At 52.8% G+C, this 25,403-nt stretch carries 25 protein-coding genes and 2 rRNA genes; 18 read left to right on the top strand and 9 right to left on the bottom strand.

What is annotated here, in order from left to right:
* The 4 genes from J4614_RS18515 to J4614_RS18500 form a co-directional block, all read left to right on the top strand.
* Positions 1 to 103, top strand: a 23S ribosomal RNA gene (locus J4614_RS18515); the annotation flags it as partial.
* A gap of 201 nt (positions 104 to 304) precedes the next feature.
* Positions 305 to 420: ribosomal RNA gene (gene rrf, locus J4614_RS18510) — 5S ribosomal RNA — on the top strand.
* 423 nt (positions 421 to 843) lie between these two features.
* The gene (locus J4614_RS18505; protein ID WP_000985653.1) at positions 844 to 1,299 is read left to right on the top strand and encodes a DUF4385 domain-containing protein; all 456 of its coding nucleotides are present in this window, start codon (positions 844 to 846) and stop codon (positions 1,297 to 1,299) included.
* A gap of 103 nt (positions 1,300 to 1,402) precedes the next feature.
* Entirely contained in the window at positions 1,403 to 2,704 is a 1,302-nt protein-coding gene (locus tag J4614_RS18500) for an MFS transporter (RefSeq protein WP_000807818.1), read from the top strand.
* On the opposite strand, the gene J4614_RS18495 is transcribed toward J4614_RS18500, so the two are convergent.
* From J4614_RS18495 to trxC, 5 genes are all read right to left on the bottom strand, one after another.
* Complete coding sequence (locus J4614_RS18495; RefSeq protein WP_208293281.1) at positions 2,701 to 3,024, bottom strand: YfiM family lipoprotein; 324 nt, start codon at positions 3,022 to 3,024, stop codon at positions 2,701 to 2,703. The genes J4614_RS18500 and J4614_RS18495 overlap by 4 nt on opposite strands.
* 44 nt (positions 3,025 to 3,068) lie before the next feature.
* A complete protein-coding gene (gene pssA, locus J4614_RS18490; RefSeq protein WP_000949286.1) occupies positions 3,069 to 4,424 on the bottom strand; it encodes a CDP-diacylglycerol--serine O-phosphatidyltransferase in 1,356 nt (451 codons plus the stop codon).
* Positions 4,425 to 4,538: 114 nt separating this feature from the next.
* A complete protein-coding gene (pat, locus tag J4614_RS18485; RefSeq protein ID WP_024155020.1) occupies positions 4,539 to 7,199 on the bottom strand; it encodes a protein lysine acetyltransferase in 2,661 nt (886 codons plus the stop codon).
* A gap of 53 nt (positions 7,200 to 7,252) precedes the next feature.
* On the bottom strand, positions 7,253 to 7,933 hold the full coding sequence (gene tapT, locus J4614_RS18480; protein WP_208293280.1) for a tRNA-uridine aminocarboxypropyltransferase: 681 nt from the start codon (positions 7,931 to 7,933) through the stop codon (positions 7,253 to 7,255).
* Positions 7,934 to 8,005: 72 nt separating this feature from the next.
* Positions 8,006 to 8,425: a thioredoxin TrxC gene (gene trxC / locus J4614_RS18475; RefSeq protein WP_001098732.1), complete on the bottom strand. Its 420-nt coding sequence runs from the start codon at positions 8,423 to 8,425 to the stop codon at positions 8,006 to 8,008.
* A 203-nt stretch (positions 8,426 to 8,628) separates the two neighbouring features.
* Here trxC and J4614_RS18470 point away from each other — a divergent pair, with 203 nt between their 5' ends.
* Complete coding sequence (locus tag J4614_RS18470) at positions 8,629 to 9,666, top strand: tRNA/rRNA methyltransferase (RefSeq protein WP_000997366.1); 1,038 nt, start codon at positions 8,629 to 8,631, stop codon at positions 9,664 to 9,666.
* A 115-nt stretch (positions 9,667 to 9,781) separates the two neighbouring features.
* Here the strand turns inward: J4614_RS18470 and ung are convergent, their stop codons facing one another.
* Positions 9,782 to 10,471, bottom strand: a complete 690-nt coding sequence (gene ung, locus J4614_RS18465; protein WP_000179978.1) for a uracil-DNA glycosylase — start codon at positions 10,469 to 10,471, stop codon at positions 9,782 to 9,784.
* Between the two features lie 318 nt (positions 10,472 to 10,789).
* On the opposite strand from ung, the gene grcA reads away from it, so the two are divergent.
* A complete protein-coding gene (grcA, locus tag J4614_RS18460) occupies positions 10,790 to 11,173 on the top strand; it encodes an autonomous glycyl radical cofactor GrcA (RefSeq protein ID WP_000627811.1) in 384 nt (127 codons plus the stop codon).
* A gap of 61 nt (positions 11,174 to 11,234) precedes the next feature.
* On the opposite strand, the gene eamB is transcribed toward grcA, so the two are convergent.
* Positions 11,235 to 11,822, bottom strand: coding sequence for a cysteine/O-acetylserine transporter (gene eamB / locus J4614_RS18455; protein WP_000188414.1), 588 nt, complete (start codon positions 11,820 to 11,822; stop codon positions 11,235 to 11,237).
* Between the two features lie 102 nt (positions 11,823 to 11,924).
* Between eamB and J4614_RS18450 the strand changes: the two genes are divergently transcribed.
* Positions 11,925 to 12,824 carry a LysR family transcriptional regulator gene (locus J4614_RS18450; RefSeq protein ID WP_208293279.1) on the top strand — a complete coding sequence of 300 codons (900 nt, stop codon included), beginning with the start codon at positions 11,925 to 11,927 and terminating at the stop codon, positions 12,822 to 12,824.
* Positions 12,825 to 12,841: 17 nt separating this feature from the next.
* On the opposite strand, the gene srmB is transcribed toward J4614_RS18450, so the two are convergent.
* On the bottom strand, positions 12,842 to 14,176 hold the full coding sequence (gene srmB, locus J4614_RS18445) for an ATP-dependent RNA helicase SrmB (RefSeq protein ID WP_208293278.1): 1,335 nt from the start codon (positions 14,174 to 14,176) through the stop codon (positions 12,842 to 12,844).
* A 129-nt stretch (positions 14,177 to 14,305) separates the two neighbouring features.
* On the opposite strand from srmB, the gene trmN reads away from it, so the two are divergent.
* Positions 14,306 to 15,043, top strand: a complete 738-nt coding sequence (trmN, locus tag J4614_RS18440; RefSeq protein WP_000083343.1) for a tRNA(1)(Val) (adenine(37)-N(6))-methyltransferase TrmN — start codon at positions 14,306 to 14,308, stop codon at positions 15,041 to 15,043.
* Here the strand turns inward: trmN and nadB are convergent.
* On the bottom strand, positions 15,028 to 16,650 hold the full coding sequence (nadB, locus tag J4614_RS18435; RefSeq protein WP_000989186.1) for an L-aspartate oxidase: 1,623 nt from the start codon (positions 16,648 to 16,650) through the stop codon (positions 15,028 to 15,030). The two genes, trmN and nadB, sit on opposite strands and share 16 nt — an antisense overlap.
* Before the next feature lie 263 nt (positions 16,651 to 16,913).
* Between nadB and rseD the strand changes: the two genes are divergently transcribed.
* The 10 genes from rseD (at position 16,914) to recO (ending at position 25,401) form a co-directional block, all read left to right on the top strand.
* A complete protein-coding gene (gene rseD, locus J4614_RS18430; protein WP_014344135.1) occupies positions 16,914 to 17,078 on the top strand; it encodes a rpoE leader peptide RseD in 165 nt (54 codons plus the stop codon).
* The gene (rpoE, locus tag J4614_RS18425) at positions 17,075 to 17,650 is read left to right on the top strand and encodes an RNA polymerase sigma factor RpoE (protein WP_000003307.1); all 576 of its coding nucleotides are present in this window, start codon (positions 17,075 to 17,077) and stop codon (positions 17,648 to 17,650) included. Before rseD ends, rpoE begins: the two co-directional genes overlap by 4 nt.
* 31 nt (positions 17,651 to 17,681) lie before the next feature.
* Positions 17,682 to 18,332, top strand: coding sequence for an anti-sigma-E factor RseA (gene rseA, locus J4614_RS18420; RefSeq protein WP_001168374.1), 651 nt, complete (start codon positions 17,682 to 17,684; stop codon positions 18,330 to 18,332).
* A complete protein-coding gene (gene rseB / locus J4614_RS18415; protein ID WP_000812019.1) occupies positions 18,332 to 19,288 on the top strand; it encodes a sigma-E factor regulatory protein RseB in 957 nt (318 codons plus the stop codon). The genes rseA and rseB overlap by 1 nt, the downstream gene beginning before the upstream one ends.
* On the top strand, positions 19,285 to 19,764 hold the full coding sequence (gene rseC, locus J4614_RS18410; RefSeq protein WP_000589087.1) for a SoxR-reducing system protein RseC: 480 nt from the start codon (positions 19,285 to 19,287) through the stop codon (positions 19,762 to 19,764). The genes rseB and rseC overlap by 4 nt, the downstream gene beginning before the upstream one ends.
* 250 nt (positions 19,765 to 20,014) lie before the next feature.
* Positions 20,015 to 21,814, top strand: coding sequence for a translation elongation factor 4 (gene lepA / locus J4614_RS18405; RefSeq protein ID WP_000790154.1), 1,800 nt, complete (start codon positions 20,015 to 20,017; stop codon positions 21,812 to 21,814).
* 16 nt (positions 21,815 to 21,830) lie between these two features.
* Positions 21,831 to 22,805, top strand: a complete 975-nt coding sequence (gene lepB, locus J4614_RS18400) for a signal peptidase I (RefSeq protein ID WP_000002559.1) — start codon at positions 21,831 to 21,833, stop codon at positions 22,803 to 22,805.
* A 273-nt stretch (positions 22,806 to 23,078) separates the two neighbouring features.
* Entirely contained in the window at positions 23,079 to 23,759 is a 681-nt protein-coding gene (gene rnc, locus J4614_RS18395; protein WP_001068341.1) for a ribonuclease III, read from the top strand.
* Entirely contained in the window at positions 23,756 to 24,661 is a 906-nt protein-coding gene (gene era / locus J4614_RS18390) for a GTPase Era (protein WP_000102230.1), read from the top strand. Before rnc ends, era begins: the two co-directional genes overlap by 4 nt.
* 11 nt (positions 24,662 to 24,672) lie before the next feature.
* Positions 24,673 to 25,401, top strand: a complete 729-nt coding sequence (recO, locus tag J4614_RS18385) for a DNA repair protein RecO (RefSeq protein WP_000399380.1) — start codon at positions 24,673 to 24,675, stop codon at positions 25,399 to 25,401.
* Positions 25,402 to 25,403: the final 2 nt, after the last annotated feature.

The raw sequence follows: 25,403 nt of genomic DNA, 5'->3' as shown, positions 1-25,403 counted from the left end.
TCTCCTGAAGGAACGTTGAAGACGACGACGTTGATAGGCCGGGTGTGTAAGCGCAGCGATGCGTTGAGCTAACCGGTACTAATGAACCGTGAGGCTTAACCTTACAACGCCGAAGATGTTTTGGCGGATGAGAAGACGAACAATTTTCAGCACTGATTCCGGATTTTCGGGAACGAAAGATTTTACGCTGAGGCAAGGCGGCAAATGAAGGAAAGGAAGGAGCATACTGAAGTATGTGACTGACTTTGCGAATGCAGCCAACGCAGCATCGGTGTAAAAGATTCGTTTCTGGCAACAGAATTTGCCTGGCGGCCGTAGCGCGGTGGTCCCACCTGACCCCATGCCGAACTCAGAAGTGAAACGCCGTAGCGCCGATGGTAGTGTGGGGTCTCCCCATGCGAGAGTAGGGAACTGCCAGGCATCAAATAGAATGAAAGGCTCAGTCGAAAGACTGGGCCTTTTGTTTTATCTGTGGTCTGTCGGTGAGCACTCTCCTGAGGAGGACAAATCCGCCGGGAGCGGATTTGAACGTTGCGCAGCAACGGCCCGGAGGGTGGCGGGCAGGACGCCCGCCATAAACTGCCAGGCATCAGACAAGTGAAGAAGCCCGTTCTGACGGACGGGCTTTTTTGCGTGTGCGGTAACTGTAAAATCGTAGGCCTGATAAGCGCAGCGCCATCAGGCAACCTGCACCGCCGGATGGCGGCTTCGCCTATTCGGCCTACAGGAGTTATCCCGCCTACGAATCTGGTGCTATTGTAGAACCGATAAGAGCACAACCCACCCAATCGTTAACGATGAACTATCCTTTACACGTGCTTATATAAGCAGTGAGGATTTTCATTGGCTATCAAACCTTTTAACTACCAGCAAGACTTTTCCAGCATCGACTTCCGCCAGCAGCCTGAATTGTATCAGGTTGGACGAGGCGAGCAGGGGGTGCTACTGGTTGAACCCTACAAAAGCGAAATTCTTCCTTTCTGGCGCTATAAAGATGAAGCATCGGCGATGAAATCCGCAGAGCAGATCTACCAGTTGTTCGAAGCTTACCGGCAGCAGGATGATTTCGTTGGTATGGACATGGCGCGTAAATTTATTCAGATGGGATACACCCGCGCCAGGCGATACGCTAACTATAAAGGCGGTAAAAAGTATGCAGAAGACGGCAGCCTGAATACACGGGGTAATGATCCTATTAAGGCCGCGGCGGCAACGGTTTTCAAAGGTTGGTGGGATAAAATTCGTCAGGACGAAGACTATCTGAAACGGAAACGCCAGCATCAGGCACGGTGGGGATAAAAATTAGCAAACAAATAATTAACACTTTATTTACTTTTTGGTCTCGCGTAATCTGAATCTCCAAAATAAAAGGCCGATTAAGCCTGGCAACAAGGAGAACAGTATGGCAGAAATTATTCAGCGTATAGATAAAAACAACGCTGAGGCTCCGGAGATGCGGCGACGCATATGGGCTATCGTGGGGGCATCTTCCGGAAACTTAGTGGAATGGTTTGATTTCTACGTCTACTCTTTCTGCTCGCTCTATTTTGCACATATCTTCTTTCCTTCTGGTAATACCACCACTCAGCTTTTGCAAACGGCAGGCGTCTTTGCCGCCGGTTTTTTAATGCGACCTATCGGTGGTTGGCTGTTTGGACGCATTGCCGATCGACGCGGGCGCAAAGCCTCAATGTTGATTTCGGTGTGCATGATGTGCATGGGGTCGCTGGTGATTGCCTGCTTACCTGGTTACGATACCATCGGCACCTGGGCACCGGCGCTGCTACTTATTGCAAGGTTATTTCAGGGGCTCTCGGTAGGGGGAGAGTATGGGACCAGCGCGACATATATGAGTGAAGTTGCGCTTGAAGGTCGTAAGGGATTTTTCGCCTCGTTTCAGTACGTTACGCTTATCGGTGGCCAACTACTGGCATTGCTGGTCGTTGTGATTTTGCAGCAGGTTCTGGAGGATGCTGAGCTTCGTGCCTGGGGATGGCGTATTCCCTTTGCGCTGGGCGCCGTGCTGGCAGTTGTGGCGTTATGGCTACGTCGCCAGCTGGATGAAACCTCGAAGCATGAGACTCGCGCGTTAAAAGAAGCCGGTTCATTGAAAGGTTTGTGGCGTAATCGCAAAGCCTTTTTGATGGTGCTTGGTTTCACCGCGGCAGGCTCGCTGTGCTTTTATACCTTCACCACCTATATGCAGAAATATCTGGTAAATACAGCAGGTATGCATGCCAATGTCGCCAGCGGCATTATGACGGTCGCGCTGTGTGTTTTCATGTTGGTGCAGCCGTTATTCGGCGCGTTATCCGATAAGATTGGCAGGCGCACTTCTATGCTATGTTTTGGCGCGCTCGCGACGCTTTTCACCGTTCCAATTCTCTCCGCGTTGCAGAATGTGACGTCGCCTTATGCCGCATTTGCTTTAGTGATGTGCGCGCTATTGATTGTGAGTTTCTATACCTCGATTAGCGGGATCCTGAAAGCGGAGATGTTTCCGGCGCAGGTTCGCGCCCTGGGCGTCGGTTTATCCTATGCGGTAGCAAACGCGTTATTTGGCGGCTCTGCGGAATATGTCGCGCTGTCGCTAAAATCTGTCGGTATGGAGAGTTCGTTCTTCTGGTATGTTACCGCGATGGCCGTTCTGGCTTTCCTGGTTTCGCTGATGTTGCACCGTAAAGGAAAGGGCTTGCGCCTTTAGTATCGCGCCATTTGCCAGATAGCGTAACCGGTTGTCGCGCCAGCGACATCCCAGACAAAATCTTTCCAGCTCCAGCCGCTGCCTTCCGGGCGGCTGTCCCAGAGTTCTTTTGAGGCTCCGAGACTCAAAGAAAACATCAGCCCTATCGCTGCGCTGCGGTCAGGGCTTACTCCCTGGCGACGCGCATACTCATTACCGGCTGCCGATAGCATCGCTGATGCCATAAAATGCTGGGCTTTATCCTGACCGCTCCAGCGGTCGTTAGCCAGATGGCTGCACCCGGAGAGAAACAACACCGTAAAAGGAATCAACACGCGCACCAGTTCACTCCTAAGAGAAAACCCCGTACAGGACGGGGCTTCGATTACAGGATACGGCTAATTAATCTGTCGATGCGGATCCGGCGCAGACGGCGAATCAATTTACGCACTTTTATCGGATAGTCGGCAATGCTCTGCAGGTCACGATAATGTTTTACGATGGTTGTGTGCGTTCGGATAAGTTCCAGCTCTTTTTCCCGCTGAGGGGCAAGCTCTTGCTTAGGATCGTGGATCAGAATGGCGTTTTCCAGATCCAGACGCCAGGCGCGAGGATTCAGATTGTTGCCGGTGAGTAGCATCCATTTATCATCTACCCACATCCCTTTCAAATGATAGGTATTGTCGTCATCTTTCCACAGACGCACCACAAGCTGATCGGTATTGACGTAATACTGTAAACGGCTCAGGAAGCGGCGCAGGTTAATCTCATAGAGATAGGGTAACGCGCCAATGATCTTGAACGGTTCATCTTCCGGAATGTAAAAATCATTCGCGGTTTTATCGCCAACAATGATTTCGACTTTCTTTCCGTCGCGCAGTAGCTGAATAATATTCCGCACCAGTACCGCTGGTAGATTGAAATAAGGGGTACAAATGGTGAGCTTATGCTCCGCACAGGGCATGAGATGGAAAATGGTTTTGTTCAGCAGACTGGATTTTCCAAGCCCGACCAGCGGCGTAACGGAGAGTTGCTCGTCATTAGCGTCACCCTGAAAATGATATGACGCATCCCGCAGCTCCTGACGGTATAAGCGGATATCGTTTTTAATCTCCGGGCTTTTCGGACGCTGCGTATTATCCAGACGATTCACACCACGGCCATTCATCAGATTTTGCGTCACCCAGTCAAACATGATGTCTGCCATTTGCCGATTGCGAATCAGCTGGTAGCGATCGTAGCGATATTTGTCATGCTGATGGAGATAGACATCGTTCAGGCTGGCGCCGCTGTACAGGACGCTATCATCAATGATAAAGCCTTTAAAATGCAGTACGCCAAGCGCTTCTCGCGTATTAATCGGTACGCCGTAAACCGGGACATCAATGCCGGGGTTTTCCTGCGCCAGTCGGCAATACCAGTCTGCATTGGTATTCGAGGCTGCTGCGCCAATGCGCCCGCGTTGCGCGCGATGCCAGTCGACCAGCACCCTCACGTCCAGTTCAGGACGCTGCCGTTTAGCCGCATAGAGCGCGTCGAGTATACCTTTACCCCCATCGTCCTGTTCCAGATACAGGGCAACGATACAAATACGCTGCGTCGCGCTGGCGATTTTCTCCAGCAGTGTCTCCCGAAAAGTAGCAGGAGTATAAAAGAAATCTACATCATCAACTGACTGAGAAATCTTAGGGAGTTGGGCAAGGTGTTGTTGATGTTTATTACGCTTAAATTTTGACAACATCACAGTGCATTTCTTCTCTGTTCATTGAAGGGTCCTCTGTGCTATGCAGACGACATAAGCGAGCAATAATAACATCAGTACCCGTTAAAGTGGTCAACATTTCCAGTACATTACTCATGATTCATCACATTTGGCCAGATTCAGCGTCAATCCCACGATGCCCTCTTCGAGCTGGATATCGACCTGAAATCCCAGTTTTCTGGCCAACGCGACCATGCCGCGATTGTTCGGCATCGTAATACCGTTCAGCCGCTTCAATCCGTGATCGCGAGTATAGGCAATCAATTTCTCCATTAAACGGCGTCCTAAACCCAACCCTTTGAGATCTGAACGCACCAATACGGCAAATTCGGCATCTACGTTGTCAGGATCGGAGATCGCGCGCGTTACGCCGAGGATCTCTTCAGCGTTGTCCATCCGCCTCACGGCCACAAAGGCCATTTCTCGATCGTAGTCGATCTGCGTCATGTTGGCTAAATCTTCATGGGTGAATTCGTTGATCTCGCTGAAATAACGGTAGTAAAGATCCTCTTTGGTGACCTGGGCGATGAATTGTCGCAGTTGGGGCTCATCTTCCGGCAGGATCGGACGGAACAGGCAGCGATCGCCGTTTTTCATCTCCACCCACTCTTCGAGCTGGTGGGGATAGGGGCGTACCGCAAGTCGACTTTCGTTATCGCCATCAAACCGGGCAATATCCAGCGTCACATCCAGCGCGGTAAACTCACTGGCGGAAGCCAGCAGCGGATGGATATCCAGACGCTGAATTTCCGGGCAGTCGACAATCAGGTTTGAAACCTGGACCAGCAGCTGGCTTAAACCGACAATATCCAGCGGACGCAGCGCGCTACGGGCGCGAATTTTCCGCTGTTTAATGCCCTGAATCACCAGATAGCGCGCCAGATTCATGTTGAGCGGCGGCAGCGCGACGACCGCCTGCTCTTCCGGACGCCACTCTACACCGCCTTCACCCAACATAATCAAAGGACCAAACACCGGATCGTGCTCGACCACCACACGCAGCTCCTGCGCGCCGGCGCGGTTAGCCATACTTTGTACCAGCAAACCGTGAATCCGCGCCTGCGGCCAGGCCATCTTTACACGATCGAAAATGGCGTTTGCGGCCTGTTGTACCTCGCTTGCGGTCCGCAGGTAAAGCATGACCCCCTGAACTTCAGATTTATGCGGAATGTCGGGCGAGCGCAGCTTGAGAGCTACCGGATAACCTATCTGTTCGGCAATATGCACCGCTTCAGCGCTGTCGCTGGCAATCCAGGTTGGGAGCGTATGCAGCCCATAGGCGTGTAAAATCGGCTGTACTTCATGGGTATCCAGTGAGGTGGCGCCTTCCGCAATCGCCCGCTGTAACAGATTATGCGCCTCAGCGGTATTGGACGTCAGGTTACTCGGCAACGCTGGCGTTTCCCGCAGTTGCTTCTGGTTACGCCGGTATTCCACCATATGCATAAACGCGGTAATCGTGCCTTCCGGCGTGCGGTAGGTTGGTAATCCGGCTTCGCTGAATAGCCGTCTTGCTTCCTGAGACGAAAACTCGCCGCACCAGTTTGTCAGCAGCGTAACAAACTTGCCTCTGGGGTGGCGCTTAATCGTCTCGATCAGGGCATGGGCGCTTTCCGTACCCGGCGCGGCAGCGCTGGGAGAGTGGATAACCATAAGCGCGTCAAAATCCTGACTGGCGAGCAGGATATCCAGCGTTTTGACGTAATGTTCGCTGCTGGCGTCATCACACAGATCCAGCGGATTGGCAATATCAATGTGCGCGGGAAGCGCCTGCCGTAATTGCAGGCAGGTCTCTTCGCTCAACGTCGCCAGTTTGCCGTTACGCGACCACAACTCATCTAACGCCAGCGCGGCAGGCGCGGCGCCATTGCTGATGATCATCAGTCTGTCGCCGCGTAGCGGACGCATATGGCTTAGTGTTTCGACGGCGGAAAAAAGCTCGTGCGTATCCTGGACTCGCAGCAGGCCTGCGCGCTGGATGGCCGCATCCCACGCAGGGTCCATTCCCGCGCTGGTATTAAGTAAACGCTGGGCTGCCGGGCTTCGGCCGCTTTTAATCACCAGAATCGGTTTGTTACGTGAAGCGCTACGGGCGGCGGAAACAAAACGGCGGGCGTCGCTTAACTGTTCCAGATAGAGCAAAATTGCGCTGGTCTTGCTATCGCGCGCCAGATAGTCCAGTAGTTCATCGACATCAATATCCAGGCTATCGCCCAGCGCGATAAAGTAGGAAAAGCCCATTTCACGCTGTTGCGCCCAGTCAAGAATAGTATTGGAAACGGCGGCAGACTGGGAAATAAAAGCGAGCTTGCCCTGTTTAATCGGGACGGGAGAAAAGCTGGCATTCAGCCCTTGCCACGGCGCGAGGAGTCCAAGACTGTTTGGACCCAGCAGACGCATTTTATAATGCCGGGCACAGGCAAGAAGTTCTTCATGTTGCGACGTGGGAGCAGAAAGGATAATGCACGTTTTACACCCTTTCGCGCCAAGCGCGTCCAGTAACGCCAGGTTACGGCTGGCGTTAGTGCATAAAATAGCCAGATCGGGGGTGAAAGGAAGACTGGCGATATCCGGCCAGGCCATGACGCCTAAAACGGCTTTCCAGGCGGGCGTCACGGGAAGGACGGGGCCATTGAATCCGCCCGCCAACAAGTTACGCATCATCAGGTAACCCGCGCGGTGGGGCTTCATTGATGCGCCAATCACCGCGATCGATTTTGGTCGCAGTAGCGCTTCCAGTCCTTGCTGGCTCATACCGGTTTCCCTTACACAGAAGTGACCGGATAATTTTAAACGCTTTCGCTATTTTATGCTGTGACGTTTCCCGAATGTTGCGTTTTTCCTGCCAGATAGCGCGTTTTAAAACGGGTAAAATGTTCACCTAAACTGGTTGCCGCCTCGGTATCTCCCGCCAGATCTAACAACGCTATGGCGACTTCGGCGGTACAATATTGCCCTTCGGCATGGATTTCACGCAGACGATAAGCTGAAAGACGCGATAAATCGACGGAAATGATCGGCAGATGATCCAGATAAGGGCTTTTACGAAACATTTTACGTGCTTCGGGCCAGGTGCCGTCCAGCATAATAAACAGCGGCGGTTTCCCGGCGGGCGGGGTGGAAATGACCTCGCGCGCTTCGCCGGCGTAGGACGCAGGAAAGACCACTATCGGTTGATAATCCGGATGCTGTACCAGCTCCAGCAACGCCTGCGGCGGCTCGGTACGCGACCACTGAAACGCCGCGGTATCCGGCAAAATATCGGCTATCAGCCGGCCGGTATTGCTGGGTTTCATCGGTTCAGTGTCAAACATGACCAGACAAAAACGGCTTTTCGCCTGAGAAGGCGTTAACGTATCACACAGGCAAGATTTTAGCGGCAGCAGGCAGCGTTGACAGCGGCGAACCCGATTTCCTCTGGCAAGAAAAGGGCGTGTAGCGCGCGCAAGCCGTTCGGCGCGTAACTGAAGGACAGCGTTATTGGTCATAGAAAGCGTTTGCGGAGAAAAACGCTATTGTGGCAGAGGTGAAAACGGGGCACAAGATGCGCCCCGTGGCGTTTACAGCGCTTCGTTCAGCCAGCTGTCGAAAGGCGCTTTAGGCACTGCGCCATTAAGCATATCGACCACCTGTCCATGTTTAAAAATCATAATCGTCGGGATGCTGCGAATACCGAAACGGGCGCTGAGTTCCCGTTCCGCCTCGGTATTTACTTTGACGAAACGGACTTTACCGCTGCGCTCTTCTGCGACATCCTCGAAGATTGGCGCAAAGTTACGGCAAGGGCCGCACCAGGGTGCCCAAAAGTCGATCACCACTGGAAGATCGTCCTTCAACAGTTTGTCCAGCGTTTCGCCGGTCGCATTAATGACTTCTCCGTCAAACAACTCATGACCGCAGCGTCCACATTTTGCCGCGTCCTGAAGCCGATCGTCGGGGATGCGGTTAATGGCCTGACAATGGGTACAAACGGTGTTCATAGCTAACCTCTGAATACGTCGGAAGACGTCCCGCTACGCGCGGGATGTTTCTATAATGTTACATATTATCGAGGAGTCTGTGCTAAACAACAATGTGTTTTATTCAATGAGTACAATAGTCGCAAGCTTTTAAACGAAATCATGGCTAACCGGATGCACATCGGGTAATCTTCGCGCTTCGCGCAGCGCTGGTGGAGAAAAGCATGAACGATGAATTAAAAAACAAAAGCGGCAAAGTCAAAGTGATGTATGTCCGTAGTGATGATGACTCTGATAAACGCACCCATAACCCGCGTACCGGGAAAGGGGGAGGCCGCCCAGCAAAGTCTCGCACTGACGGTGGACGTCGCCCCGCCCGTGATGAGCGAAATAATCAGAGCCGTGACCGTAAACATGAAACTTCGCCGTGGCGCACCGTGTCCCGCGCGCCAGGCGATGAAACGCCTGAAAAAGTCGATCATGGTGGTATTAGCGGTAAAAGTTTTATCGACCCTGAAGTTTTGCGTCGCCAGCGTGCGGAAGAGACACGCGTCTACGGTGAAAACGCCTGCCAGGCGTTATTTCAGAGCCGCCCGGATGCTATCGTTCGCGCATGGTTTATCCAAAGCGTGACCCCGCGCTTTAAAGAAGCCCTGCGCTGGATGGCGGCGAATCGTAAAGCCTACCATGTGGTGGATGAAGCCGAACTGGCAAAAGCTTCCGGGACTGAGCACCACGGTGGCGTGTGTTTCCTGATTAAAAAGCGTAACGGTACGACCGTTAAGCAATGGGTAAAGCAGGCGGCGGATCAAGACTGCGTGCTGGCGTTGGAAGATGTCGCTAACCCGCATAATCTGGGCGGCATGATGCGTAGCTGCGCGCACTTCGGCGTGAAGGGCGTGGTGGTACAGGATGCGGCGTTGCTGGAGTCCGGCGCGGCGATTCGTACTGCGGAAGGCGGGGCGGAGCATGTCCAGCCGATCACTGGTGAAAGCATTGTTGACGTACTGGATGATTTTCGTCAGGCGGGGTACACCGTGGTGACGACGTCCAGCGATCGCGGTCAGGCGCTCTTTAGTACGACCCTGCCGGAAAAGATGGTGCTGGTCTTAGGCCGTGAATATGACTTCCTGCCGGAAGCGGCGCGCGAACCCGGCGATCTGTGCGTGAAAATTAACGGCACCGGGAACGTGGAAAGCCTGAATGTGTCGGTTGCGACAGGCGTACTCCTCGCCGAGTGGTGGCGACAGAATAAAGCGTAAGGGCTGCAGCCCGGTGACGCAACGCGCGCCGGGCCAATGATGTACTTCCTACCGCCCGGTCAGACAAGGCGCTTTCGCGCCGTTATCCGGGCGATAAAACGGCGAGTCGCCAACGTTATTCACTCTCAGCCGGTAATACTGGCGTCCAGTCGATAGTTTTCTCGCCGTGTTGTTCCAGCCATTGGTTCGTTAGCGCAAAATGGTTACAGCCAAAAAATCCGCGGTGCGCAGAGAGTGGCGAGGGATGCGGAGCTTTCAGAATATGGTGGCGCTGTGGATCAATAATCGCGCCTTTCTTCTGGGCGTGCGAGCCCCACAGCAAGAAGACGACCCCTTCGCGGTGTTGGTTAATCAGGCTTATCACTTTATCCGTAAAAGTTTCCCACCCCAGGCTGGCATGAGAATGCGCCTGGCCTGCCCGTACCGTGAGCACCGTATTCAGTAACAGTACGCCCTGGCGCGCCCAGCTTTCCAGATAACCGTGCGCGGGGCGAACAAAGCCGGGAATGGAGGCTTCCAGCTCTTTGTACATATTCACTAATGACGGCGGGGGAGCGATCCCAGGACGCACGGAAAACGCCAGACCATGTGCCTGGCCGGGGCCGTGGTAAGGATCTTGTCCCAGGATCACCACCTTAACGTCGCCCAGTTCCGTGAAGCGAAAGGCGTTAAACACATCTTTTTGCGGCGGGTAGACCGTGATACCCGACTGACGCTCGCCAGCAACAGTGTGAAGCGTATTGATAAAGTAAGGTTGCTGTTTCTCATCAGCCAGCACATCGTGCCAGGTTAACTCAGTCGCCATCTCGCTCTCCTGCGAATTTCCAGTTCCCTTAGCTTAACTGCTTCTTTCTGCAGTGCAAAATCCTGCGTGCTACAAAAACGGTTACCTACAAAAGATAGTTGAAAATTTATGTAAAAAGTTTATAGGTCTGAATGGTGTAAGTTGATGTAAAACAATAAATTCCCTTCATCACCCTTTTTATGGTGTGGTTTTTATTGATTTAAATCAAAGAATGAAGGGTGATCGAAGGGTATATATACACTCAAGCAACAATGGTTTTACCAATTGGCCGGGATTAGGCCGACCGAAATCAAATAATTTTGCCTGGGGAGGCATCACATGATTACAGGTATCCAGATTACTAAAGCCGCTAACGACGACCTGCTGAATTCCTTCTGGCTGCTGGACAGCGAAAAAGGCGAAGCGCGCTGCATCGTTGCAAAATCCGGCTTTGCTGAAGATGAAGTTGTGGCTGTCAGCAAACTGGGCGAGATTGAATACCGTGAAATTCCGATGGAAGTTAAACCGGAAGTACGCGTTGAAGGCGGTCAGCATCTGAACGTTAACGTTCTGCGTCGTGAAACTCTGGAAGACGCGGTTAAGCATCCGGAAAAATACCCGCAGCTGACTATTCGTGTTTCTGGTTATGCGGTGCGTTTTAACTCCCTGACGCCGGAACAGCAGCGCGACGTTATCGCTCGTACCTTTACCGAAAGCCTGTAAGGCTTATCCGGTAATAACAAGCGGAAGAGGCCGGGCCTTTTCCGCTTTTATTTTATTTGGGTCAGTAAAAAATCCGCACCGCGCAGTACACCAGCAGTAACGCCAGAATGATATTTAACTGGCGACCATAATGGCGAAACGCCCGCTGAAACAGATGTCCCGCCAGCGCCCAACACACATTACCGAACGTGCCGATCAATGCCAGCAATATACTGACGCCGATGACCCAATTCAGCGCCTGTGTTTGCGGTAAAACAAATGTAGACAGAGCGGTAATGCCGTACAGAATAATTTTGACGTTCACAAACTGCAGGCCAAAGCTTACCCAAAAGCCAACCGGTTTTGGTCTGGCGTTTTCATCCGCCGCTGGACTGGTGGCAATTTTCCACGCCAGCCACAGGATATACGCAGCCCCCACCCAACTGAGTAAATGAATGATTGCCGGATCGATAACCGCAAGGGAAAACGCGATCCCGGCGCACAGCAGCATGACGACCAAAAATCCCAGACTCATACCTGCCAGTACACGAATACTCTGCCGAAAACCATGTGCAGTTGCTGCGCTAAGCGCGAGAATATTGTTTGGGCCGGGGGTAAGGGCGGTGATTAATGTATAAGTCCAGAAAGCGCTTAAAAGCATCGGTGTCACTTGTCATCTCCTCTGTTTTAGCAGACAGTACCCGATATGAAATATTTAAAAAAATGAATGTTTTTTAATTCTGAATTCGAGATTTTCGATAGGTTGGTGGTTATGGATCTGCGTCGGTTTATTACGCTGAAAACGGTAGTGGAAGAGGGCTCGTTTCTGCGGGCTTCGCAAAAGCTGTGCTGTACTCAGTCGACGGTAACTTTTCATATTCAACAGCTTGAACGTGAGTTTTCCCTGCAACTGTTCGAGAAAATAGGGCGCCGAATGTGCCTGACCAATGAGGGGAAAAAGCTGATGCCGCATATCCATGAACTGACGCGTGTGATGGAGTCGATTCGTGAAGCCGCAAGACAGGATGCGGAACCCGGCGGAGAGCTGCGCGTGGCGACAGGTGAAACCTTACTGGCGTACAAAATGCCGCAGGTTTTACAACGTTTTAAGCTGCGAGCGCCGAATGTCAGATTGTCGCTACAGTCGCTGAATTGCTATGTAATACGTGATGCGTTGCTGAATGACGAGGTCGATCTGGGCGTTTTTTATCGCGTAGGTAATGATGATGCGCTCACGATGCAGCAACTGGAGGAGCAGTCGCTGGCGCTGGTGGCCTCTCCACTGCTACAGGATGCTGATTTTACGCAGCCAGATCAGCATATTCCCTGTAGCTTCATCATCAATGAACCGCAATGTGTCTTCCGCCAGCTGTTTGAAAGTACGCTACGGCAGAGGCGGATTACGCTGGAAAACACCATTGAACTGTGGAGTATTGAAAGCATTAAACAGTGTGTGGCTGCTAACCTGGGCATCAGCTTTTTACCACGTTTTACCGTTGAACGAGAACTTAGTACCGGTCAGTTGAAAGAGCTGCCGTTTGGCGCGCCGTCGCTATCGATCATGGCGCTGTGCGCCCATCATGCCGGGAAAGCGGTCAGCCCGGCAATGCAGATATTTATGCAGTGTATGGAGGCGTGTTTTACCGTGGAAGATAAAAAAATGCCGGGTTAACGAACCCGGCATTATCATCACTCTTCGCTGGATTGCTCCTGCATCTTCGTACCGCTTGGCTTGCGGCGCTTACCGATATTTTTTGTATCGCGGTGACGTTTCTTCACGCGCGGCTTCTCTTTTTCTCTCTCTTTTTTCTTCTCGGCGCGTTTCGCCAGCACTTTTTTCGACGGTTTGCCGGTCAGCTTTTCGCTGGGCGCACGCGTGGTCGGGCGAAGCTCATCAATGACGCGCGCTTTTAGCGGCTCTTCGATGTAGCGACCGATTTTCAGCAGCAACAGATGGTCGTGGGCTTCTACCAGCGAGATTGCAGTGCCTTTGCGGCCAGCACGGCCTGTACGACCAATGCGATGCAGATAGGTATCGCCACTGCGCGGCATGTCGAAGTTAATGACGTGGCTGACGTCAGGAATATCAATCCCGCGTGCCGCGACGTCGGTCGCGACCAGCACGTTAACGCGACCGTCGGTGAGACGCTTAATACCTTCGTTACGTTTGATCTGCGCCATCTCGCCTTCAAGATAGCAATTGTTGATCCCTGCCAGACGCAGCGTTTCAGCCAGTTCATGGACGCGTTCACGTTTACGTACAAACACGATAGAACGGGTTGCATCGTCTTGTTTTAGCAGGTGCTTCAACAGCGCAACTTTATGTTCGAAATTGTCGGCACGGTAGTACCACTGGTGAATTTTCTTACGCTCGCGGGTTGACGGATTGGCGGAAACCTCAACCGGGTCTTCCAGCAGGCGCTCGGCAAAATCTTTAATCGCATCGCCTTCCAGCGTGGCGGAGAACAGCATCGTCTGTTTACGCCAGCGGGTCTCACCAGCGATATGTTCAATGTCCTGAGCGAAGCCCATGTCGAGCATCCGGTCAGCTTCGTCAAGGATCAGTGTTTCAACCGCCCGGCAGTCAAAATTCTCTTCTTTTATATATTGCAGCAGACGGCCCGTCGTGGCGACCACGATATCCTGGTTTTCGCTAAACACTTCAGCATGGTTCATATAGGCCACGCCGCCGGTAATCGTGGCGATATCCAGATGAGTATGCTTAGCCAGTTCACGAGCGTGATCGGCAACCTGCATTGCCAGTTCGCGGGTTGGCGTCAGGATTAGAATACGCGGCGGCCCCGATTTTTTACGCGGAAAGTCGAGCAGGTGCTGCAACGCCGGCAGCAGATATGCCGCCGTTTTACCGGTGCCTGTCGGCGCAGAACCGAGTACATCACGGCCATCGAGCGCAGGCGGAATGGCGGCAGCCTGAATGGCGGTCGGGCGAGTGAAACCTTTATCCTGGAGGGCATCCAGCAGGCTTTCGTCGAGTTCAAGTTCGGAAAAAGTCGTTACAGTCATGTTCTACCTCTGTGTGGGGCGCTGATTATAGACGTTACGGCCACAATCTTCATCTGTTTGTATGGATATCCCTTCTCAGGTATTGTTTTCACCCGGCGCTGTCGCCGTTTTTTGCAAGGTTGTTTTTACATGTCTCAGTCTGGCTCCGTTCTTCGTCGTAACGGATTTACGTTTAAACAGTTTTTTGTCGCGCACGATCGGTGTGCGATGAAAGTGGGAACTGACGGTATTTTACTCGGGGCGTGGGCACCGGTCGCGGATGTAAAGCGAATTCTGGATATCGGTACTGGAAGCGGTCTACTGGCGTTAATGCTGGCGCAGCGGACGGATGACAATGTGCCTATTGACGCCGTGGAACTGGATGCCGGGGCTGCCATGCAAGCGCAGGAAAACGTTGCTCACTCTCCCTGGCCGCATCGAATAACGGTGCATACTGACGATATTCAGCGTTGGGCGCCTCGCCAGACGGTACGCTTTGATCTTATTATCAGCAACCCGCCTTATTACGAACCCGGTGTGGAATGCGCCACGCCGCAGCGGGAGCAGGCGCGTTACACCGCTACGCTGGATCACCAGACGTTATTGGCTATTGCGGCGGATTGTATTACCGAAGACGGCTTTTTTTGCGTAGTCTTGCCGGAACAAATAGGTAACGCTTTTACACAGCAAGCGCTCAACATGGGATGGCATTTGCGATTACGTACTGACGTTGCGGAAAACGAAGCGCGCTTGCCGCACCGGGTTTTGCTCGCATTCTCCCCGCAAGCCGGAGAGTGCTTTAGCGACAGATTAGTAATTCGCGGGTCAGACCAGCATTATTCTGAAAGTTATACGGCGCTGACCCAGGCATTTTATCTGTTTATGTGAGGCGTTAACGGCGAAAGGATCGATGGGCCTGATTCAGCCAGTTGTTGCGGATAATCCAGCGTAAAGTGCAGCCCCCGGCTCTCTTTACGCATCATCGCGCAACGCACAATCAGTTCGGCCACTTGCACCAGATTGCGCAGCTCCAGTAAATTATTCGAGACGCGAAAGTTGGCGTAATATTCGTCAATCTCTTGTTGCAACATAGTAATACGCCGTAGGGCGCGCTCCAGCCGTTTCGTCGTGCGCACAATGCCCACATAGTCCCACATCAGCAGGCGCAGTTCATGCCAGTTATGCTGAATCACCACCCGCTCATCGGCGTTCTCCACGCGACTTTCATCCCAGGCGGGAAGGGCGTCAACGCTGTGGACAGAAGGCATTCGCCTGTCGATATCCATTGCTGCGGACCAGCCGTACACTAAGCATTCCAGCAACGAGTTGGACGCCATACGGTTAGCGCCGTGCAGACCGGTGTAACTGACTTCGCCAATGGCATATAAGCCGTCTACATCGGTACGACCATAATCATCGACGACCACGCCGCCGCAGGTATAGTGCGCGGCAGGAACAACGGGAATCGGTTCTTTGGTTAAATCCATCCCCAAATCGAGCAGTTTCGCATAGATCATCGGGAAGTGCTGGCGGACAAAATCGTCAGGCTTGTGGCTGATATCGAGAAACATACAGTCTGCGCCGAGTCGTTTCATCTCATGATCAATAGCGCGGGCGACAATATCGCGCGGCGCCAGTTCGCCGCGTTCGTCAACGTCCGGCATAAACCGTGAACCGTCCGGACGTTTAAGGTATGCGCCTTCGCCGCGCAGCGCTTCGGTAAGGAGAAAATTACGCGCCTGCGGGTGATAAAGGGCGGTGGGATGAAACTGGTTAAATTCCAGATTAGCGACCCGACAGCCTGCGCGCCAGGCCATCGCGATACCGTCGCCGGAGGAAATATCCGGGTTAGTGGTGTATTGATAAACCTTTGAGGCGCCGCCGGTCGCCAGCACCACCGACTTCGCATGACAGGTTTCAACCCACTCTTTATTGCGATTCCAGATCCAGGCGCCGACGACCCGGCGAGGCCCCGGCAGACCCATTTTATCGGAGATAATTAAATCAACGGCGTTGCTGCGTTCCAGCACCTGAATATTAGGATGATTTTGCGCCCGACTGACCAACGTGGTTTCGACTTCCTTTCCGGTAGCGTCAGCGGCATGAAGGATACGGCGATGGCTATGGCCGCCTTCACGCGTGAGATGATAGCTCTCCTTGCCGTTTGGCTGGACATGCGTATCAAACAGCACGCCCTGATCGATAAGCCACTGCACGCAGGTACGAGCGTTGCTGGCGACAAACTCCACCGCGTGGCGATCGCAAATTCCGGCGCCGGCAATCAGCGTATCTTCGACATGCGACGCAATACTGTCGGTTTCATCAAACACGGCGGCAATACCGCCCTGCGCATAAAACGTGGAGCCCTCGCTCACCGGCCCTTTACTCAGGACGATAACCTTATGTTTTTCAGCCAGACGCAGCGCCAGCGAGAGTCCGGCCGCGCCGCTGCCGATAATTAACACATCACAGGACAGTTCAGGAGTTGTCATCATGGTTTTTGTTTAATTTACTAAACACGGTTGCGGCAGATTAGCACTATATGGCGCTAAAAAGCACGTGATGATTTCGCTGGTGTTGTGCTTATTAAACATAAAATAAAAATACGGCGAGAGATAAACGGCAAAAAATATTTTATAGGGCAGGGTGTTAGCGTCGGATTTTGTAGTGAAATAAAGATGCTGTTAGGTTACTCTGCAAACGACGAAATGGGCATTTCTGTACAGATAGTGCGTTGTTCAGCATCTGTAGACTTATAATGGAAGATAAGACCTGTCTACAACATGACAAACAAAAACAAATGCGTAACGGAACTTTACGAAACATAGACACTCTAACCTGTTGCTTGCTCATAGTGCGGCTTATGGAGTGGCGTTTCGAAAGCGCGTGGAAATTTGGTTTGGGGAGACATTACCTCGGATGAGCGAGCAGTTAACGGACCAGGTCCTGGTTGAACGGGTCCAGAAGGGAGATCAGAAAGCCTTTAACTTACTGGTAGTGCGCTACCAGCATAAAGTGGCGAGTCTGGTTTCCCGCTATGTGCCATCGGGCGACGTTCCCGATGTCGTACAGGAATCATTTATTAAGGCCTATCGCGCGCTGGATTCTTTCCGGGGGGATAGCGCTTTTTATACCTGGTTGTATCGCATTGCGGTCAATACCGCGAAGAACTACCTGGTTGCGCAGGGGCGTCGTCCGCCTTCCAGTGATGTAGACGCGATTGAAGCAGAAAACTTTGAAAGCGGCGGCGCGCTGAAAGAAATTTCGAACCCTGAGAACTTAATGTTGTCAGAAGAACTGAGACAGATAGTTTTCCGAACTATTGAGTCCCTCCCGGAAGATTTACGTATGGCAATCACCTTACGGGAGCTGGATGGCCTGAGCTATGAAGAGATAGCGGCTATCATGGATTGTCCGGTGGGAACGGTGCGTTCACGTATCTTCCGGGCGCGGGAAGCTATTGATAATAAAGTTCAACCGCTTATCAGGCGTTGACGATAGCGGGATACTGGAAAAGGTATTAGGCATGCAGAAAGAAAAACTTTCCGCTTTGATGGATGGCGAAACGTTGGATAGTGAGCTGCTCAAAGCGCTTACGCACGACCCGGAAATGCAGAAAACCTGGGAGAGTTATCACCTGATCCGCGATTCAATGCGGGGGGATACGCCTGACGTTCTCCATTTCGATATATCCGCTCGCGTGATGGCCGCTATTGAAAACGAGCCAGTACGTCAGGTGTCGCCATTAATCCCTGAGGCCCAACCCGCTCCGCAGCAATGGCAGAAAATGCCGTTCTGGAAAAAAGTGCGTCCGTGGGCGGCGCAGCTTACCCAAATGGGCGTGGCGGCGTGCGTTTCACTTGCAGTTATCGTCGGTGTCCAGCACTATAATGGGCAATCTGAAACATCCCAACAACCTGAAACGCCGGTTTTCAATACCCTGCCTATGATGGGGAAAGCCAGCCCGGTAAGTCTGGGAGTGCCTTCTGAAGCAGCGCCTGTCGGCAGTCAGCAACAGCAGGTACAGGAGCAGCGTCGTCGCATTAATGCCATGTTGCAGGACTATGAACTGCAGCGCCGACTGCACTCCGAACAGCTTCAGTTTGAGCAGGCGCAAACCCAGCAAGCCGCGGTACAGGTGCCAGGAATCCAAACTTTAGGAACGCAATCGCAGTAATGAAGCAACTTTGGTTTGCCATGTCCCTTGTGGCGGCTAGCCTGTTCTTCTCAGCAAACGCCTCGGCCGACCCTGCGTCCGGGGCGTTATTGCAGCAGATGAACATCGCCAGTCAGTCACTGAATTACGAGCTGTCATTCGTCAGCATCACGAAACAAGGCGTTGAATCTCTACGTTATCGACACGCACGCCTGGATAGTCGCCCGCTTGCGCAATTGCTACAGTTGGACGGTCCCCGCCGGGAGGTCGTACAGCGTGGTAATGAAATCAGTTATTTTGAACCGGGCCTTGAGCCGTTCACCCTGAACGGTGATTATATTGTCGATTCTCTGCCTTCCCTGATTTACACCGACTTCAAGCGCCTGGCGCCTTACTACGACTTTATTTCTGTCGGACGCACCCGTATCGCAGACCGATTGTGCGAAGTTATCCGCGTTGTGGCGCGCGATGGTACGCGTTACAGCTATATCGTCTGGATGGACATGGACACCAAACTACCGATGCGCGTTGATCTTCTGGATCGCGATGGCGAGACGCTGGAGCAGTTCCGCGTTATTGCGTTCACGGTGAGTCAGGATATCGGCAGCAACATGCAGGCGCTGGCGAAGGCGAATCTGCCGCCGCTGCTTTCTGTTCCCGGTGGCGAAAAAACGAAATTTAACTGGAGTCCATCCTGGGTGCCGCAAGGCTTTAGCGAAGTTTCCAGCAGCCGTCGTCCGTTGCCGACGATGGATAACCTGCCTATCGAATCGCGGCTTTATTCTGACGGTCTGTTTAGCTTTTCCGTCAATGTGAACCGGGCGACGCAAAACAGCAGCGATCAGATGCTGCGCACCGGGCGCCGAACGGTTTATAGCAGCGTTCGCGACAACGCGGAAATCACCATTGTCGGCGAGCTTCCGCCGCAAACGGCGAAGCGCATTGCCGACAGTATCAAATTCAGGGCAGTACAATGATTAAAGAGTGGGCAACCGTTGTCTCCTGGCAGAATGGTCAGGCGGTGGTGAGCTGCGACGTTAAAGCGTCATGCAGCAGCTGCGCCTCCCGTGCGGGATGCGGCAGTCGCGTGCTGAATAAATTAGGGCCGCAAACCACGCATACCATTGTTGTGCCAAGCGCGGAGCCGCTGGCGCCGGGGCAGAAAGTCGAGTTGGGCATCGCCGAAAAAAGCCTTTTAGGTTCGGCGTTGCTGGTCTATATGTCGCCTTTAGCGGGGCTATTTCTTTGTGCGGCGCTTTTTCAGATGCTGTTTGGATCTGACCTTGCCGCATTAAGCGGGGCCGTGTTGGGCGGCGTGGGCGGTTTTCTGGTGGCCCGCGGCTATTCCCGAAAACTGGCGGAGCGCGACGCCTGGCAGCCGGTGATTTTAAACGTTGCCCTCCCGCCGGACCTTGTTCGCGTCGAAACTACCTCAATCGAAACGCGCCAGTAAACGTTTTGCCCAACGGTACACCTGCCGCGTTGGGTTGTTGTCCCGATAAGCATGCGCTTTTCCTGCGTTGCGGTGTTTTACAGGAAAAAAGCGAGGCGTTTTCCAGTTCCCGTTCTCCTTACACTATGAACATTTCCTCGCCTTAGCGTTGTAGTGTAGAATGCGGCGTTTCAGTTAAAACAGACGTTAAGCTCAGAACAGCGACCTCTAAAGTCTGGTCAACCAGGCGTAAGGCATAATATTTATCTCTATGAAGAACATACGTAACTTTTCGATCATTGCTCACATTGACCACGGTAAATCGACGCTGTCTGACCGTATTATCCAAATCTGCGGTGGCCTGTCTGACCGTGAAATGGAAGCTCAGGTACTTGATTCGATGGATCTTGAGCGTGAGCGCGGTATTACTATTAAAGCCCAGAGTGTGACGCTGGATTTTAAAGCGTCTGATGGTGAAACTTATCAACTGAACTTTATCGACACGCCGGGACACGTTGACTTTTCCTATGAAGTTTCCCGTTCGTTAGCCGCCTGCGAGGGCGCGCTGCTGGTGGTGGATGCCGGCCAGGGCGTAGAAGCGCAAACGTTGGCGAACTGCTACACCGCGATGGAAATGGATCTTGAAGTGGTGCCGGTGCTTAACAAGATTGACCTGCCGGCCGCCGATCCGGAGCGTGTGGCGGAAGAAATCGAAGACATTGTCGGTATCGATGCGACGGACGCGGTACGCTGCTCCGCCAAAACGGGTGTCGGCGTGACGGATGTTCTGGAACGCCTGGTGCGCGATATCCCGCCGCCGCAAGGCGATCCGGACGGCCCGCTGCAGGCGCTGATTATTGACTCCTGGTTCGATAACTACCTGGGCGTGGTATCGCTGGTGCGTATTAAAAACGGCACCATGCGTAAAGGCGACAAAATTAAAGTGATGAGCACCGGGCAGACCTACAACGCTGACCGCCTGGGGATCTTCACGCCGAAACAGGTTGATCGTACCGAGCTGAAGTGCGGCGAAGTAGGCTGGCTGGTCTGCGCCATTAAAGATATCCTCGGCGCGCCGGTTGGCGATACCTTAACCTCAGCGCGTAACCCAGCGGAAAAAGCGTTGCCGGGCTTTAAGAAGGTGAAACCGCAGGTCTATGCAGGTCTGTTCCCGGTCAGCTCCGACGATTATGAAAGTTTCCGCGATGCGCTCGGCAAGCTAAGCCTGAACGACGCCTCACTGTTTTATGAACCGGAAAGCTCCTCGGCGCTGGGCTTTGGTTTCCGCTGCGGCTTCCTCGGCCTGTTGCACATGGAGATCATTCAGGAGCGTCTGGAACGCGAATACGATCTGGATCTGATCACCACTGCGCCGACCGTGGTTTATGAAGTAGAAACAACGGCGAAAGAGACTATCTATGTTGATAGCCCCTCCAAGCTGCCGCCGTTGAATAACATTTATGAACTGCGCGAGCCTATCGCCGAATGTCATATGCTGTTACCACAAGCCTATTTAGGTAACGTTATTACGCTGTGTATTGAGAAACGCGGCGTACAAACTAACATGGTGTATCACGGTAACCAGGTCGCGTTGACCTATGAAATCCCGATGGCGGAAGTGGTGCTCGACTTCTTTGACCGTCTGAAATCGACGTCGCGCGGCTATGCGTCTCTGGATTATAACTTCAAGCGCTTCCAGGCTTCCGATATGGTGCGTGTTGATGTGTTAATCAACAACGAGCGTGTCGATGCGCTGGCGCTGATCACGCACCGCGATAACTCGCAAAGCCGTGGTCGCGAGCTGGTGGAGAAGATGAAAGATTTGATCCCACGCCAGCAGTTTGATATCGCGATTCAGGCGGCGATTGGTACGCATATTATTGCCCGTTCGACGGTAAAACAGTTACGTAAAAACGTGCTGGCGAAGTGCTACGGCGGTGATATCAGTCGTAAGAAAAAACTGCTGCAGAAACAGAAAGAAGGTAAGAAACGCATGAAGCAGATCGGTAACGTCGAGCTGCCTCAGGAGGCGTTCCTCGCCATTCTGCATGTCGGTAAAGACAATAAATAATCCCTAAGGAGTTGGCATGGCGAACATGTTTGCCCTGATTCTGGTGATAGCCACACTGGTGACGGGCATTTTATGGTGCGTTGATAAGTTTGTTTTCGCGCCAAAACGTCGGGCGCGCCAGGCTGCCGCGCAAACGGCGTCGGGAGATGCGCTGGATAACGCTACGCTCAATAAAGTGGCGCCTAAGCCGGGCTGGCTGGAGACCGGGGCGTCGGTTTTCCCGGTTCTGGCGATCGTTCTGATCGTTCGTTCATTTCTTTATGAACCCTTTCAGATCCCGTCAGGCTCAATGATGCCGACACTGCTTATCGGCGATTTTATTCTGGTGGAAAAGTTTGCCTACGGCATTAAAGATCCGATCTACCAGAAAACCCTGATTGAAACCGGTCATCCAAAGCGCGGGGATATTGTGGTATTTAAATATCCGGAAGATCCTAAGTTAGATTACATCAAACGCGCCGTCGGTTTGCCGGGCGATAAAATCACTTATGATCCGGTTGCAAAAGAGGTGACGATTCAGCCTGGCTGTAGCTCCGGTCAGGCGTGCGAAAATGCGCTGCCGGTTACCTACTCTAACGTTGAGCCGAGCGATTTTGTACAGACCTTTGCCCGCCGTAACGGCGGAGAAGCGACCAGCGGTTTCTTTGAGGTTCCGCTAAACGAGACAAAAGAAAACGGCATTCGCCTGACCGAACGTAAAGAGACGTTAGGCGATGTAACCCACCGCATCCTGATGGTGCCGATAGCCCAGGATCAGTTGGGCATGTATTACCAACAGCCAGGACAACCGCTGGCGACCTGGGTTGTACCACCGGGACAATATTTCATGATGGGCGACAACCGCGATAACAGCGCGGATAGCCGTTACTGGGGATTTGTTCCGGAAGCGAATCTGGTCGGTAAAGCGGTCGCTATCTGGATGAGCTTTGACAAGCAGGAAGGGGAGTGGCCGACAGGCGTACGCCTGAGTCGTATCGGCGGTATTCACTAACTGTGACGAAATGATCGTTCACGCTGCCGTCTTTTTAGCGGCAGCGTGAATTATTTCCTGGATAAATTCCCTCAGACTAACGACATCCCCTGTCGTTGTGTATAGAATATTCCCCCGAAGTTTTAGGTTGGCGCCGTTTGGTCGCCACGGCACACGAAACAGCGTTGGTTATAGACAACCTTCTTTCCGCTGCAGCGATGCGGCAGGACAGATGACGTGTATCAGGTCTGTTTCGTGTGCTGGATTGTTGACGCATTCATTTATTGGTATCGCATGAACCCCATCGTAATTAATCGGCTTCAACGGAAGCTGGGCTACACTTTTAATCATCAGGAGCTGTTGCAGCAGGCATTAACTCACCGCAGCGCCAGCAGTAAACATAACGAACGCCTGGAGTTTTTAGGCGATTCAATCCTGAGCTTCGTTATCGCTAACGCGCTTTATCACCGTTTTCCACGGGTGGATGAGGGAGATATGAGCCGTATGCGCGCCACGTTGGTACGTGGTAATACGCTGGCGGAATTAGCCCGTGAGTTTGATTTAGGCGAGTGCCTGCGTTTAGGGCCGGGCGAATTAAAAAGCGGCGGATTCCGTCGGGAGTCCATTCTGGCGGACACCGTGGAAGCGTTAATCGGCGGAGTATTTCTCGATAGCAATATCCAGACCGTCGAGCAGTTAATCCTTAACTGGTATAAAACCCGTCTGGATGAGATAAGTCCGGGCGATAAACAAAAAGATCCTAAAACGCGCTTGCAGGAGTATTTGCAGGGCCGCCATCTGCCGCTGCCATCTTACCTGGTTGTGCAGGTACGCGGCGAGGCGCACGATCAGGAATTTACTATCCACTGCCAGGTCAGCGGCCTGAGCGAACCGGTGGTTGGCACGGGTTCCAGCCGTCGTAAGGCGGAGCAGGCTGCCGCCGAACAGGCGCTGAAAAAACTGGAGTTGGAATGAGCACTGACAAAACTTACTGCGGATTTATTGCCATCGTCGGGCGTCCGAACGTTGGCAAATCCACCTTGCTGAACAAACTGCTTGGGCAGAAGATTTCGATCACTTCCCGTAAAGCGCAGACCACGCGCCACCGCATTGTCGGTATTCATACCGAAGGCCCGTATCAGGCAATCTATGTAGATACCCCGGGTCTGCATATGGAAGAAAAGCGCGCCATTAACCGTTTGATGAATAAGGCGGCGAGCAGTTCGATTGGCGACGTTGAGCTGGTGATTTTCGTTGTGGAAGGCACCCGTTGGACGCCGGACGACGAAATGGTCCTGAACAAACTGCGCGATGGCAAAGCGCCGGTTATTCTCGCCGTTAACAAGGTGGATAACGTGCAAGAAAAAGCCGATTTGCTGCCGCACCTCCAGTTCCTGGCAAGCCAGATGAACTTTCTTGATATCGTACCCATCTCTGCTGAAACGGGTATGAACGTCGATACCATTGCCGGTATCGTGCGTAAACATTTACCGGAAGCGATTCACCACTTCCCGGAAGATTACATCACCGATCGCTCTCAGCGCTTTATGGCGTCTGAAATCATTCGTGAAAAGCTGATGCGTTTTCTCGGCGCCGAGCTGCCGTATTCCGTTACCGTTGAGATTGAACGTTTTGTTACCAACGAACGCGGCGGCTATGATATCAACGGGCTGATCCTCGTCGAGCGCGAAGGGCAGAAGAAGATGGTGATTGGCAACAAAGGCGCCAAAATCAAAACCATTGGTATTGAAGCGCGTAAAGACATGCAGGAGATGTTCGAAGCGCCGGTACACCTGGAACTGTGGGTGAAAGTGAAATCCGGCTGGGCCGATGACGAACGCGCTCTGCGCAGTCTCGGTTACGTAGACGATCTGTGAGTTAACACAGCGTGGAAGGGTGGCAGCGCGCATTTGTCCTGCACAGTCGCCCCTGGAGCGAAACCAGCCTGATGCTGGACGTCTTCACGGAAGAATCGGGGCGCGTGCGCCTTGTCGCCAAAGGCGCGCGATCTAAACGTTCCAATCTGAAAGGCGCGTTACAGCCTTTTACGCCGTTATTGCTACGCTACAGCGGACGCGGCGAGGTGAAAACCCTGCGCAGCGCCGAGGCAGTTTCTCTGGCGCTGCCGTTAAGCGGTATTACGCTCTATAGCGGCCTGTATATCAACGAACTCCTCTCTCGCGTACTGGAATATGAAACGCGCTTCTCCGAACTCTTTTTTGATTATCTGAACTGTATTCAGGCGCTGGCGGGAACCACCGGCTCGCCTGAACCGGCGTTGCGACGTTTCGAACTGGCGTTGCTGGGTCATCTGGGGTATGGCGTCAATTTCACCCACTGTGCAGGCAGCGGCGAACGGGTGGATGACACCATGACCTACCGTTACCGCGAAGAAAAAGGCTTTTTCGCCAGCGTCGTCATCGATAACAACACCTTTACCGGACGGCACCTGAAAGCGCTGGAGGCGCGGGAATTTCCGGATGTAGATACCCTGCGTGCCGCTAAACGCTTTACCCGTATGGCATTAAAGCCGTATCTTGGGGGAAAACCGTTAAAAAGCCGGGAGCTGTTCCGGCAATTTATGCCCAAACGCACAGTAAAAACGAAGAAAGATTAACG

This window comes from Salmonella sp. 32031103-2018-00083-FB-01-SM-01 (assembly GCF_017571995.1).
In the GTDB taxonomy this organism is placed as follows: Bacteria; Pseudomonadota; Gammaproteobacteria; order Enterobacterales; family Enterobacteriaceae; genus Salmonella; species Salmonella enterica.
Note: the sequence above shows the minus strand (reverse complement) of the source record. Positions and strands in the feature narration are given on the sequence as shown.